Origin of the sequence: Phytohabitans flavus (assembly GCF_011764545.1) — a bacterium.
Lineage (GTDB): Bacteria > Actinomycetota > Actinomycetes > Mycobacteriales > Micromonosporaceae > Phytohabitans > Phytohabitans flavus.
In genome coordinates this window covers 3,803,632-3,816,525 of record NZ_AP022870.1, presented here as the reverse complement: position 1 = coordinate 3,816,525, position 12,894 = coordinate 3,803,632, and the positions used below count along the sequence as shown (strand labels likewise).

The 12,894-nt window shown below is 69.2% G+C and carries 10 protein-coding genes; 5 read left to right on the top strand and 5 right to left on the bottom strand.

Annotated elements, in window-relative coordinates:
- Position 1: 1 nt before the first annotated feature.
- The gene (locus Pflav_RS16575; protein ID WP_173036974.1) at positions 2-1,972 is read right to left on the bottom strand and encodes an elongation factor G; all 1,971 of its coding nucleotides are present in this window, start codon (positions 1,970-1,972) and stop codon (positions 2-4) included.
- Positions 1,973-2,166: 194 nt separating this feature from the next.
- On the opposite strand from Pflav_RS16575, the gene Pflav_RS43625 reads away from it, so the two are divergent.
- Both Pflav_RS43625 and Pflav_RS16570 read left to right on the top strand, forming a co-directional pair.
- Positions 2,167-2,346 (top strand): hypothetical protein, encoded by a 180-nt coding sequence (locus Pflav_RS43625; RefSeq protein ID WP_197938590.1) that lies wholly within the window; start codon positions 2,167-2,169, stop codon positions 2,344-2,346.
- On the top strand, positions 2,337-3,878 hold the full coding sequence (locus Pflav_RS16570) for a P-loop NTPase fold protein (RefSeq protein ID WP_197938589.1): 1,542 nt from the start codon (positions 2,337-2,339) through the stop codon (positions 3,876-3,878). Before Pflav_RS43625 ends, Pflav_RS16570 begins: the two co-directional genes overlap by 10 nt.
- An 18-nt stretch (positions 3,879-3,896) precedes the next feature.
- Here the strand turns inward: Pflav_RS16570 and Pflav_RS16565 are convergent, their stop codons facing one another.
- The 4 genes from Pflav_RS16565 to Pflav_RS45665 all read right to left on the bottom strand — a co-directional run bounded on the left by Pflav_RS16565 (position 3,897) and on the right by Pflav_RS45665 (position 9,495).
- Complete coding sequence (locus Pflav_RS16565; RefSeq protein WP_173036973.1) at positions 3,897-5,156, bottom strand: HNH endonuclease signature motif containing protein; 1,260 nt, start codon at positions 5,154-5,156, stop codon at positions 3,897-3,899.
- Positions 5,157-5,346: 190 nt separating this feature from the next.
- Complete coding sequence (locus Pflav_RS16560) at positions 5,347-8,007, bottom strand: discoidin domain-containing protein (RefSeq protein ID WP_173036972.1); 2,661 nt, start codon at positions 8,005-8,007, stop codon at positions 5,347-5,349.
- 136 nt (positions 8,008-8,143) lie between these two features.
- Positions 8,144-9,055, bottom strand: coding sequence for an ROK family protein (locus tag Pflav_RS45670; RefSeq protein ID WP_232071493.1), 912 nt, complete (start codon positions 9,053-9,055; stop codon positions 8,144-8,146).
- The gene (locus tag Pflav_RS45665; protein ID WP_232071492.1) at positions 8,959-9,495 is read right to left on the bottom strand and encodes an ROK family transcriptional regulator; all 537 of its coding nucleotides are present in this window, start codon (positions 9,493-9,495) and stop codon (positions 8,959-8,961) included. The genes Pflav_RS45670 and Pflav_RS45665 overlap by 97 nt, the downstream gene beginning before the upstream one ends.
- Before the next feature lie 179 nt (positions 9,496-9,674).
- On the opposite strand from Pflav_RS45665, the gene Pflav_RS16550 reads away from it, so the two are divergent.
- From Pflav_RS16550 to Pflav_RS16540, 3 genes are all read left to right on the top strand, one after another.
- A complete protein-coding gene (locus tag Pflav_RS16550; protein ID WP_173036971.1) occupies positions 9,675-10,958 on the top strand; it encodes an ABC transporter substrate-binding protein in 1,284 nt (427 codons plus the stop codon).
- Positions 10,959-11,087: 129 nt separating this feature from the next.
- On the top strand, positions 11,088-12,062 hold the full coding sequence (locus Pflav_RS16545; RefSeq protein ID WP_173036970.1) for a carbohydrate ABC transporter permease: 975 nt from the start codon (positions 11,088-11,090) through the stop codon (positions 12,060-12,062).
- On the top strand, positions 12,055-12,894 hold the full coding sequence (locus tag Pflav_RS16540) for a carbohydrate ABC transporter permease (RefSeq protein WP_173036969.1): 840 nt from the start codon (positions 12,055-12,057) through the stop codon (positions 12,892-12,894). The genes Pflav_RS16545 and Pflav_RS16540 overlap by 8 nt, the downstream gene beginning before the upstream one ends.

Below are 12,894 nucleotides of genomic sequence, written 5' to 3'. Positions count from 1 at the left end.
TTCACGGCACCCGGCGGAGCACGCGCAGCAGGTACTCCTTCCGGTCCAATGGGTTGGCGTCCCACCGCGCCCGCGACGGCACCGGCCCCCGCACCGGCGTGTAGTGGTCGAAGCCGCTCTCCAGCACCCCCTCGCCGCGGGTGAGGCCGGGCAGCCGCTGCTGGAGCCCGTGCACCTGAGCCGCCGGGATGTCACCCTCCAGCACCCCGAGGGGGCCGCGCAGGTCGGGCTGGCGCGGTACGCCGCCGAGCCGCACCAGCACGGGCAGCAGCGTGCCGTACGTGTCGGACGGGAACTCCAGCCGAAACCTGTGCATCGGCTCGTGTACCACCGTGCCCGCCCCGGAGAGTGCGGTCATCAGCACGAGCGGCGTGAGGCCGCGGAAGTCGAAGCCGGTACTCGACATGCTCTTGTCGAACGTGCCGTGCATGCGGCTCTGCCGCGGCGCGTACCCGGAATGGGTCATCGTCACCACGCAGTCGGTGACCCGCCATCCGTGCAGGCCCTGCTCCAAGGCCTCGCGGACCGTGTCCTCGACCGCCTTCATGAATGCGTACGGCATCGAACCAAGCTCGACCTCGATGCGGTACCCGACGCCGGAGCCGGCCGGTGCCGGATCCACCCGCAGCCCGACCGTGGCCAGGAAGGGGTTGCCGTCCTTGCCCATCAGCTCGGCGGCGGCGCCGCTGCCGGCCGGGCGCTCGACGCAGATGGTGGCGCTCTCCCGGAAGGCCACGTCGATGCCGTACTCCTCGGCGAGCATGGCCTGGATGACCTCCTTCTGCACCTCGCCGTAGAGCGACAACGAGATCTCCTGGCGGATCGCGTCCTGGCGCAGGTCGATCAGCGGGTCCTGCTCGGCGAGATGGGTGAGCGCGGCGTGCAGCGCGCCCTTGTCGGCGGGGCGGGCCGGCACGACGACGGTCTCCAGCGACGGCGGCGCGAAGTGGTGGGCCGCGGACCCGTGCGGCTCGCCGATCGGGTCGCCGATCCGCACGCCGCCGAGGCCCCACAGCTTGCCGATGCGGCCGGCGGGCACCTCGTCGGCGCGCACCGTGCCGCCCCGGTCGAAGACGCCGATCGCGGTGACCTTGCTGTCGTCGCCGCGCACCGGCAGGCGGTCCCGGGTGCGGACGGTGCCGGAGAACATCCGCACGTACGCCACCTTCTCGCCGGCCGGCCCACGCTCCACTTTGAACACAGTGCCGCGAAGAGGTCCGCCGGCGTCAGCCGCCGCGGGCGGCAGCAGGTCCGCGATCGCTTCCATGAGATTTGGTACGCCGGCACCCGTGATCGCCGAGCCGAAATAGACGGGATACGTGCTCGCCCGGCGCGTCGCTACCGCGAGGTCGCCGCGGAGGCGGTGCGGCGTGGCCGCGCTCTCGTCCGCCACGTACGCGGCGAGCAGCGCGTCGTCGTGCCGGGTCAGCACGTCCACGAGCGCCGGGTCGTCAGGGGAGGCCGGCACGAACGCCGCTTTCCGGGTGCCGAGCGCGGTGACGGTGCCCATCGGTACCGCGCTGGGGGTCAGCTTGTCCGCGATCGCGCCGAGCAGGTCGGCATAGCGGGCGCCGGCGCGGTCGATCTTGTTGACGAAGAGCAGGGTGGGGATGCGCAGGCGGCGGAGCGTACGCATCAGGACGCGGGTCTGCGCCTGTACGCCCTCGACGGCGGAGACGACGAGCACCGCGCCGTCCAGCACGCTCAGCACCCGCTCCACCTCCGCGATGAAGTCGGGGTGGCCGGGCGTGTCGATCAGGTTGACGGTCACGTCCGCGATCGCGAACGACACCACGGCCGACTTGATCGTGATGCCGCGCTGCCGCTCCAGGGCGAGCGAGTCGGTCTGCGTACTGCCCGCGTCGACGCTGCCGATCTCGTCGATCACACCGGCGTCATACAGCAGGCGCTCGGTCAGGCTTGTCTTACCGGCGTCGACATGGGCAAGGATCCCGAGGTTCAACGTACTCAAGCGTGATGTCCTCTACATAGGCGGCGATTCCCTTCTCGACGGACATGCACGCTGCACGCATCTCAGGTCTCCTTCCCTGGTCGTATGGGTCGCCGCCCAGTCCATCAGGCCCACCAACGATCCGACAACCGATTAAGCGCGGGCTTGGTAGTCTCCTCAGCCACCGGGTCCGGCCTGCCCGATCGGAGAGTCCATTGAAGATCAGCCTTATCGCCGATCAAGCGATCGGCGAGGCGGATACGCGCAACGACGACGGGCTCGGCTTCGACACGTATTCGCGGATCCTGGCCGATGCCGCGAGAAACACCCGCGGCCCCTTCACGATCGGTGTCTTCGGGAGTGGGGCACCGGCAAGACGAGCCTCATGCGGCTGATCGAGCGGCGGCTGGACGACGATCCGGACGTGGTAACGGTGTGGTTCAACGCCTGGCGGTACGAGCAGGAGGAGCACCCGATCATCCCGCTCGTCGGCACGATCGTGCAGGCGCTGGAGACGCACAGAGGCTTCACGCAGAGCTTTGGGGCGGCCGGCAAGCGGCTTGTCCGTTCGCTCCGCGCGATCGCGTACGGGTTCTCGGCCAAGTCGAAGGTGAAGATCCCGGGCTTCGCCGAGGTGGAGGCGTCGTTCGTCGCCAAGGACATGATCGAGCGCAACGAGAAGCTCACGCCTGACCCGCTGCTCGACCGCAGCCTGTACTTCGGCGCCTTCAACAGCCTCGACGGGACCAAGCTCAAAGACTCGGTGCGGGTCGTGGTGCTCATCGACGACCTCGACCGCTGCTTTCCGGACCAGGCGATCCGCCTGCTGGAGAGCATCAAGCTGGTGCTCGCCCAGCCCGGCTTCATCTTCGTCCTCGGCGTTGCGCGCAAGGTGATCGAGGGCTACCTACAGCACCGGTACTCCAAGGAGTACGGCATCGCGGACTTCAAGGGCGAGCTCTACCTCGACAAGATCGTCCAGCTGCCGTTCCACATTCCGCCGGCATCGGGCCGGATGGGGGAGTTCTGCAAGCTGCTGTTGGCGGACCAACCGGCGGCCCTCGCCGGGGAGCTGGACCCCGTGCTTCCCGTGGTCGCGCGGGCGTTGGGCGGCAATCCCCGGGCGTTGATCCGGTTCGTCAACAACATCCTCATCGACTATGCGATCAGCCAGGAGCTGGACGACTTCGCCGAGCGGGGCGGGATCCCGATCCGGTTCTTCGCGGTCACCCGCTGTCTCGAGCACCGCTGGCCAGAGATCTTCGACACGCTGACCACGAACGACCAGCTGGCAGCCGCTGTACCACGTTGGACACCTGACTCGTACCCGGACCACGCAGAAGGCACTGGGCCGGCCGCGACCGTCGCGGCCCAGCTGCTGTCCGACCCCGAGCTGCGGCTGCTCCTCGGCGGCGAGCACGGGCGGGAGTGGCTGACCGATCCTGTGCTCCGCCAGGCGAGCGTGAGCTTCCTCCTCACTCAGCAGCGGCTCTCGCCGCTGGACGTCTCCGAGGTCAGCGTCCGGTACGACGCGTTCGTGTCCTACCAGGCCGACAACCGCCGGGACGTCATCCAGATCGTCGACGGCCTCTCCCGTGCCGGCCTCCGGATCTTCTTCGACCAGCACCTCCAGCCTGGCGAGGACTGGGAAAGGACCCTGGCCACCGCCCTACAGTCATCGAACGCCCTGCTCTTCTGCATCGGGCCCAACACCTTCGTGTCGCGCGGGCAGACGGCCGAGTGGGAGGCCATGCTGGGCCAGCGCGCGGACGCGTTCATCATCCCGATCCTGCTTCCGGGCGCGGACACTGACGCCGTCCCCGAGTTCATCCGCCGGCGGCAGTGGCTCGACCAGCGCGACGGCGTCACCGACGAGGGCGTGGCCGAGCTGGTCAGGGCGCTCCAGTCCCGCCACCGCCGCGCCTGAGGGTTGGTGCTCGGCGCTCTAGGTGGGCGGCGCTGGTCCCGTCGTGTAGGTGTGGCCGAGGCGGGTGTGCCAGACGAAGGTGCCGGGTGTGGGTTGGGTGAGGGTGACGCCGCTGCTGTGTTTGTAACGGTGACAGTGTCTACACAGGACGCCGAGATTGGCCGGCGTGGTGGGCCCGCCTCGCTCCCAGGCGACGGTGTGGTCCAGGTCGGCGGTGTGCGCGGGAGCTCGGCAGCCGGGTGCGCGGCAGGTGCGGTCCCGCGCTCTCACAAGTCCGGCGACACCAGCGGCGGGGCGTCGGCGAAGCGGGCCGTGTGCCGTGACCGTGCCGCTGCCGTCGACGACGGTGTATCGCCATGACCGGTCACGCTGCTGGTCGGCGACCTTGGCAGCGATCTCGGCGAGGACTGGTCCCCAGCCCTTGATCTCGCCAGGCTGCTCGGACCAGCCGGCCAATGTGGACAACGGGACGACCAACTCAACCCCGCCAGCTGGCAGGGGACGGCCGGTCGGGGTGCGGTCACCGTTGAGGATGTCCAGGTAGAAGTCGGCGCGTAGCTCGTCCAGCGTCCGGCCGTCGCCGGCCTGCTTGGCCGCCCGGGCCAGCGCGTCGATCCGTGCCGCCGCCGTCGCGGCCCGGTCTGGCGGGAGGTGGCGGCCGGCGAGTGTGGCGGTGCCATCCGGATCCAGACCGTGCTCGAGGTGACGCCGGGTCAGCGCCTCCCGCTGCCTCGCGGCGGCGGCGCCAGGATCGGCGGCGATGACCAGCCTCCGTAGCCGCGAACGCAGCTGCCCGGTGGTCAACCCTCCCGCGGCCGGCAGGACCAGGTCGACCACGTGCCGCGCCGCGGGTGGTGGCAGGGCGGCGGTCTCCTCGTCGAGGACGCGGGCCTTTGCCAGGTCGATCTGGCCGGACCGCAGCGCGTCGTGGGCGGCTGGGAGGCGCTCGACCAGCTGGCCAGCCAGGCCCATGAGTGTGTCGGCCGCCCGCCGGGTCAGGGTCAACGCGAACCGGATCTCTTCGGCCGCATACTCATCCGGGTGGTCAGTCCGCTCCGGCGGGCTCGTTTCGTCGCCCGGCGGGCAGTGGGCGGACTCCCACGCGGTGGCCAACAGCTCCGCCTGGTAGTGGGCGACCTGCCGGGCGATCGCCTTGACCACTTCTACCAACTCGAAGCCATTCAACATCGACCGATCGAGGTGGGCGAGCGCTGCGGCCAACCCGGCGCCCGGCGGCACCTGGGTCAGCTCGTCGACAGCCACTCGATCTTCGAACACACGTCCGATTCTACCGGCAGTGCCCGGACCCCGCAGCATCCACAGTGGACAGCGTGGCAACGGACCGGGGCCACGGGCCGCCCGTCGCGGAGGCGGTCCGTGGCCCCGATCACTCGTGGGGGAACTGCGGTCTACATCGGAACTACCGGGTATCCGAACTACCGGGTATCCGAACTACCGGGTATCCGAACTACGGGTAGGTGTTCAGCGTCTGCCGCTGGGTCGCGGTGTTAGCCGTACCACCGGTGTTGTTGATGATCTTGTTGATCGTGCCGACGCCGCCCAGCGAGACCGTCACCAGGTTGTGGAAGCGCACGCCCGGCGTGTCCGGTACCTCGAACGAGCGCTCGTTGACCACCGCGGGATTCACGTTGAAGTAGCAGTAGCTACCCAATCCCCACGCCTCGTGGGTTGTCACGGTGTTCGCCACCTTGTACGCGGCGTACCCGCGCGTGGTCCCGTTCATGTACGCGGCCTGGTTCGGCGGGTCGTACGGCTTCTCGTTCTGGAAGAAGTACGTGCGACCACCGTTGCCGTTCCAGATGACCTCGTACTTCTGGTAGTGCTCGACGAAGAGGCCGTACATCGTGACGTTGTCGCCGTTGACGGTGAGGCCGGTGTCGGCTGTGTTGACGCCCCAGCCGACGCCGGTGCCGTGGTCGCCGCGCCACAGCCACATGTGGTCGCCGATCACGTTGTCGCTGTTGACGGTCAGCGTGTTCGTCGCCTTGCCGGCGATCGCGCCGCCGATCCGGAAGAACACGTCGTGCAGCGAGGTCGGGTTGGCGGCGTGGCTCGCCGCCGACCCGGGCGGGCCGACCTCCATGAGCGTGTTCGAGTTGGTCGTGCCGGCCTCGAACATGATGCCCGCGACCTTGACGCCGTCGACGTCCGCGATCGACATGCCGTTGACGCCGTTGTTGATCTGGAGGGTGGCGAGACCGAGGCCGAGCACCACCGTGTCGGGCCGGGTGATGTTGATGGTCTGGTCGATCTGGTACACGCCCGGCGTGAACAGCAGGTGCCGGCCCGCGGCGAGCGCGTTGTTGATGGTCGCCGCGGTGGTGCCGGGGCGGACCACGTAGAACTGGCTCAGCGAGATGGACGAGCCCGCCGGCGTCTTGTTGAACCAGGTGGTGCCGGTCGAGTTGGCGCGCACCGAGGGCACGAACACCCGGTACTCACCGGTGCCGTCGACGTACAGGAACGGCTTCTCGCGGACCACCGGGGTCGTCCCGATGACCGTGTGCGGCGGGTTCGGGTAGTTGGCCGCCGGGGCTCCGGAGACGCCCTGGAACACCATGTTCCACACGCCGCCGTTCCAGCTGCCGAACTCGCTGTTGCGCGAGTACCACTGCTGCTGCGAGCCGGAGACCACCGTGCCGTCCACCTTGGTGTCGGCCATGAAGCCGCCGCTGGACCAGCCGTCGCCGCCGTTCCAGAGCTGGATCTGGTTGCCGGCGCCGCGCAGGTGCATGCGCCGGTACGGCGCGGCCTGCGACACCGCCCACCGCTCGACGATCGTGCCGGCGGGGAGGGTGACGGAGAGGTTCTCGGCCGCGCGCCAGAAGTTCTGGGTGGCGTTGCCGCCGAACCAGAACGCCTCGGCCCGCACGTGGCCGTTGAGGTTGGTGTCGTCCGGTGACATGCCGAGGCCGGCGACCTGGGTGAAGAAGCCGAGGTTGACGTCGGCCGTGTAGTTACCGGGCTTGAAGAGCACCGCGTACCGGTTGGGCGCGAACTGCGCCGTCTCCTGCTGGGTGAAGATGGTGTTCAGTCGACTTTGGATGGTCGCGGTGGGGGTCGACGGGTCGAAGACGAACGTGTTCGGCCCGAAGTTGGGGTTGCGCGGGTCGGTCGGCTCGACCGGGTCGACCGGGCCGCTGGTGGGCGGCGTGGTCGGCGGGGTGGTCGGCGTCGAGGTGCCGGTGCGCACCTGGAACTCCCAGAGCGAGTAGCCCCACGCCGAGCCCCGTGCGGTGCCGTTCATCCGCACGTACCGGCCAGCGCCGCTCACGTTGAGCGTCTGCGTGCCGCCCGTGGAGGTGGTCGTCGAGTAGATGTTGGTCCAGCTCGTCCCGGTGTCCGAGACCTGGATCTGGTACGCCGACGCGTACGCGCCCTCCCACTGCAACACCACCTGGCAGATGGACTGGCTGCTGCCCAGGTCCACCTGGATCCACTGTGGATCGCTGAACGCGGACGCCCAGCGGGTGGTGGCGCTGCCGTCGAACGCGGCCGAGGCCGGGTAGACGGCGGCCTCGGTGGAGGAGGCGGTCGCCGGGCGGCCGGCGGCGGCGTTGGTGGTACCGCAGGAGCCCGGCTGCGTGCCGAACTCACCGATCACCTGGAACTCCCACAGCGAGTAGCCCCAGGCCGTGCCCCGCGCGGTGCCGTTCATCCGCACGTACCGGCCGGAGCCGGTGACGTTGAGCGTCTGGACGCCACCGGTGGAGGTGGTCGTGGAGTAGATGTTGGTCCAGGTGGTGCCGTTGGGCGAGGTCTGGATCTGGTACGCCGACGCGTACGCGGCCTCCCAGCGGAGCACGACCTGGCTGATCGTGGCGGTGGTGCCGAGGTCGACCTGGATCCACTGTGGATCGCTTGCCGCCGACGACCAGCGGGTGCCCGCGTCGCCGTCGACCGCCGCGGTGGCGGGGAACGTGGCCGACTGGACCGAGGACGCGGTCACCGGCTTGCCCTGCGAGATCAGGGTGGGCGCCGCGCTGGCGAAGGGGATCGCGCCGATCGGGATCAGGGCGAGGACGGCCGCCGCGACGACGGCGATGATCAATGGCCGACGTCTGATCCGGCGAAGGGGGGTACGGGACGGGAAACCACGAAAAATCATGACCCTGCCTGTCCGTGGGGGTGGGGCCCGGACGCCGAAACCGGGACATTGCCGTGGGGGATGTGAGAGCGCTCTCGCTCCGGGCGAGTGTTACGCCCGCGTCACAAGCACGTCAAGCCATCAATCTATTACAACGTTATTTATCCCGATTGCCCGAAGTGGCACGCCGCCTGGGCAGCCGCCCGCTGTTGATCAGGGAGTTGGTTGGCGTGTCGGCGGTGTGTCCGTCCACGAACTCCCTGATCAACAGCAGGCCGGAGTCAGACGGCGGCCGCCGTGACGACGGTGCCGGCGCGGACGCCGCCCGCGGACAGGAGCTGGGCGACCGGGAGCGTCGCGGCGCCCAGCGCCACCGCGTCCACGCCCAGCTGGCCCAGCTCGATCCTCGTCTGCTCGAACGGCTTGCGCAGAGCCTGCGCGGCGGCCGCCTCCCGGATCGCGGGCAGGAGCCGCGCGCCCAGCGCCAGCCCGGCCCAGCCACCCAGCACCACGCGTTCGGGTTGAAGAGGTTGATCAGGTTGGCCACGCCGGCGCCCAGGTAGCCGGCGGTCTCGTCCAGCACGCGGCGGGCCGTCTCGGAGCGGTCGGCGGCCGCCAGTAGCGCGTTGATCTGCGACTCCTCGTCGGCCCCGGGCACCGCCCGGCCGCGCCGCGCCTCCCGGTAGCGCTCGATGATCGCCTCCGCGCCGACGTACGCCTCCAGGCAGCCGCGGGCGCCGCACCGGCAGGGTCGGCCGCCGTACGCGAGGGTGGTGTGCCCCCACTCGCCGGCGCTGCTGGCCACCCCGCGGTACGTCGCGCCGTCGCTCACGACCGTGGCGCCGACACCCGAGCCGACCAGCGCGAACACCGCGTGCCGGGCACCCCGGCCAGCGCCGAACCACATCTCCGCCTGGCCCTGCGTCTTGGCGCCGTTGTCGATGTGGAGGGGGATGCCGACCTCGGCCCGGATCATCCGTTCCAGCGGCACGCCGTCCCACCCGAGCGTCTGCGCGTACACGACGGCGTCGGGGTCCTGGACGACGACGCCGGACACCCCCACGCCCACGCCGAGCAGCTCGGACCGGGGACACCGGCCCGCGCGGTGACTGCCGAAAGGCCCGCGACGATGTGGTGGACCACCGTGGCCGGGTCGGGCCGGGCCGCGTCGATCGGGTAGTCCGCGCTGGCCAGCAGCGCCATGGACAGGTCGAACAGCTCGACCCGTACCCGCGTCTCACCGACGTCGACGCCGGCCACGAGCGCGAAGCGGGGCGCCACCCGCAGGCTCATGCTCGGCCGGCCGCCGTCCGACTCCAGCGCGCCGGCGTCGACCACCAGGCCGGCCGCGATCAGGTCGGCGACCACGTTGCTCACCGCGGGCTGGCTGAGCCCGGTGCCTCGGGCCAGGTCCTGGCGGGTCAGCGGGCCCTCCAGGAAGAGCTTCGACAGCAGCGCCGCCCGGTTCCGCAGCCGGACCGTGCGGTTCGTCGTCCGTTCCAGCGCCATCACCACCTCGATCAACCCGCCGTTCGGCAGATAACTGTAAGGCTCCCGTGCCCGTCAACAGGCCTGTGAGAGCGATCCCTTGACGGCGCACCCCAAAGTCACTTTAATGACGTCGTAATTTAAGCCCTGATGTAACTCCCACGCCAGAAGGGCAGATCGTGTCTCGACGACTGTTAGCTATGACTGCCGCGGCTCTCATGCTGGCGGCTTCTGTTACCGCATGTGGCGACGACTCCGACGGTGGTTCCGGCGGCGGCGCCAAGACGCTCACCTACTGGGCCAGTAACCAGGGCGCCAGCATCGATTTCGACAAGAAGACGCTCGAGCCTGAGCTGGCCAAGTTCGAGCAGCAGACCGGCATCAAGGTCAACTTCGAGGTCGTGCCCTGGTCCGACCTGCTCAACCGGCTGCTGGCCGCGGCCACCTCGGGCAAGGGCCCGGACGTGGTCAACATCGGCAACACCTGGTCGGCGTCGCTTCAGGCCACCGGCGCGTTCGTCCCGTTCGACGACGCGACCATCGGCGCCGTCGGCGGCAAGGACCGCTTCGTGCCGGCCGCGCTGGCCGCCGCGGGCGCGCCCGGCCAGCCGCCGACCGCCGTGCCGCTGTACAGCCTGTCGTACGCCCTGTACTACAACAAGAAGGCTTTCTCGGACGCCGGCATCACCGCACCGCCGACGACCTGGGAAGAGCTGGTCACGGTCGGCAAGAAGCTGACCAAGGACGGCAAGTGGGGCCTCGCCCTCGAGGGCGCCAACCCCTCGGAGAACTCGCACCACGCCTTCGCGTTCGGCCAGCAGTGGGGCGGCGAGTGGTTCGACGCGGCCGGCAAGCCGACGTTCGACACCCCGCAGAACGTCGCCGCCGTGAAGCGGTACATCGACTTCATGGCCGTTGACAAGATCGTCAACCCGAGCAACGCCGAGTACGCGCAGAACCAGTCGATCACCGACTTCGCCAACGGCAAGGCGGCCATGCTGCTGTGGCAGGCGGCTGGCAACGCGGCCAAGGCGCAGGGCATGGCGCCCGACGCCTACGGTGTGGCGCCGGTGCCGTTCCCGGCCACCGCGCCGGCTGGCGGCAAGAAGATCAACAGCATGGTGGCCGGCATCAACATCGCGGTGTTCAAGCACACCAAGGACAAGGACGCCGCGCTCCAGTTCGTCAAGTTCATGACCAGCGACGCCGAGCAGGTCCAGCTCAACAAGACCTACGGCTCGCTGCCGTCGGTCACCACCGTCGCCTCGGACGCGGCGTTCCAGGCCGAGGAGCAGAAGGTGCTGGCCAGCGTGCTCGCCACCAGCGCCGCCCCGCTGCCGCAGGTCGCGGAGGAGAGCAAGTTCGAGACCCTCGTGGGTACGGCTATGAAGGAGCTGTTCGCGGACGCGGCCAGCGGCAAGCCGATCACCGAGGACGCGGTCAAGGAGAAGCTCAGCAACGCCCAGCAGCAGATGGGCAGCTGAGCAGCGAAATGCTTCCTGAGACTGGTCGCCGCATCGCGGCCACGCGGCGCGGCGACCGGTCCGGGGGACACAGCGTGGCCGTGGAGGGGAACGCCGACCCCTCCACGGCCCATCCTTGAGAGGACCGCGATGGTGACCACCACGACGGCTCCGGAAGAGGCCCGGCCGTCCACTCCGAGGAAGGCTGGCCGCAAGCCGAAGAGCCGGCTGCCCCGCTCGAAGCTGCCGTACCTGCTGCTGCTCCCGGCCGTCGCCCTGGAGCTGCTCGTCCACGTCATCCCGATGGTCGTCGGCGTGTGGATGAGCGTGCTGGAGCTGACCCAGTTCCAGATCCGGAACTGGTCCGAGGCGCCCTTCGCCGGCCTGGACAACTACCGGGCCACATTGGACTTCAACGGGCCGGTCGGCGAGGAGCTGCTGCACTCGTTCTGGGTGACCGTGCTCTACACGACGCTCTCGGTCGGGCTCTGCTGGCTCTTCGGCCTCTTCGCGGCGGTGTTCCTCCAGCGGCCCTTCCCGGGGCGGTCACTGCTGCGGACGCTCTTCCTCACCCCGTACGCGCTGCCCGTGTACGCGGCCATCATCACCTGGACGTTCATCTACCAGCGCGACACCGGCCTGCTCAACGAGCTGCTCACCGTGACCGGGCTCGTCGACGAACGCCCGTTCTGGCTGATCGGCCCCAACAGCTTCTGGGCGCTGCTCGTCGTGTCGGTGTGGAAGCAGTGGCCGTTCGCGTTCCTGTGCATCATGGCCGGCCTCCAGAACGTGCCCACCGAGATGTACGAGGCGGCCGCGATCGACGGTGCCGGCTTCTGGCGCCGGCTCAAGGACGTGACGCTGCCGATGCTGCGGCCGGTCAACCAGGTGCTGGTCCTGGTGCTGTTCCTGTGGACGTTCAACGACTTCAACACGCCGTTCGTCCTCTTCGGAGGGTCGGCGCCGGAACAGGCCGACATCATCTCCATCCACATCTACCGCAGCTCGTTCATCACGTGGAACTTCGGCCAGGGCTCCGCGATGTCGGTCGCTCTGCTGCTCTTCCTGCTGCTCGTGACGGCTGTGTACCTGCTGATCACCAACCGGAGGAGGGAACATGCGTGAGACGGCCGGCGAGCGCTGGGCGCGCCGGGTCGTGCTGACCCTGCTCACGTTGTTCACGATCACGCCGCTCTACGTGATGCTCAGCTCGTCCCTCAAACCGCTCCGCGATGTGCAGGGCCCCTTCACGTGGGTGCCGTCCCGCCCGAGCTTCCAGGCGTTCGTCGACATGTGGAGCACCGTGCCGCTCGGCCGGTACCTCGTCAACAGCCTGCTGGTCTCCAGCGTGGCCGCGCTCATCTCGGTGGCGATCGCCATCTTCGCCGCGTTCGCGGTCAGCCGGTACAGGTTCCGCGGCCGGCAGGTCTTCTCGGTGACCGTGCTGTCGACGCAGATGTTTCCCGGGATCCTCTTCCTGCTCCCGCTCTTTCTCATCTACGTCAACCTCGGCAACGCCACCGGCATCGAGCTCTACGCCAGCCGCACCGGGCTCATCATCACGTACCTGACGTTCTCGCTGCCGTTCTCCATCTGGATGCTGGTCGGCTACTTCGACTCGATCCCGCGCGGACTCGACGAGGCCGCCCAGGTCGACGGCGCCGGTCCAATGAGGACGCTCTTCCAGGTCATCCTGCCGACCGCGATCCCCGGCGTCGTGGCCGTGACGGTGTACGCGTTCATGACGGCATGGGGTGAGGTGCTCTTCGCCTCCGTGATGACGGACGAGAACAGTCGCACGCTCGCGGTCGGCCTGCAGGGCTATGCGACCCAGTACAACGTGTACTGGAACCAGGTCATGGCCGCCTCGCTTGTCGTGAGCCTTCCCGTGGTCGCCGGCTTCCTTATGCTTCAGCGCTACTTCGTCGCCGGCCTGACCGCCGGCGCAGTCAAGTGA

What these genes read in the sequence shown, in the direction of transcription:
- Pflav_RS16560 (WP_173036972.1), bottom strand. Translation starts at nt 8,007, where the DNA reads ATGATTTTTCGTGGTTTCCCGTCCCGTACCCCCCTTCGCCGGATCAGA.
- Pflav_RS16550 (WP_173036971.1), top strand. Translation starts at nt 9,675, where the DNA reads ATGACTGCCGCGGCTCTCATGCTGGCGGCTTCTGTTACCGCATGTGGC.
- Pflav_RS16545 (WP_173036970.1), top strand. Translation starts at nt 11,088, where the DNA reads ATGGTGACCACCACGACGGCTCCGGAAGAGGCCCGGCCGTCCACTCCG.
- Pflav_RS45665 (WP_232071492.1), bottom strand. Translation starts at nt 9,495, where the DNA reads ATGGCGCTGGAACGGACGACGAACCGCACGGTCCGGCTGCGGAACCGG.
- Pflav_RS16570 (WP_197938589.1), top strand. Translation starts at nt 2,337, where the DNA reads ATGCGGCTGATCGAGCGGCGGCTGGACGACGATCCGGACGTGGTAACG.
- Pflav_RS16540 (WP_173036969.1), top strand. Translation starts at nt 12,055, where the DNA reads ATGCGTGAGACGGCCGGCGAGCGCTGGGCGCGCCGGGTCGTGCTGACC.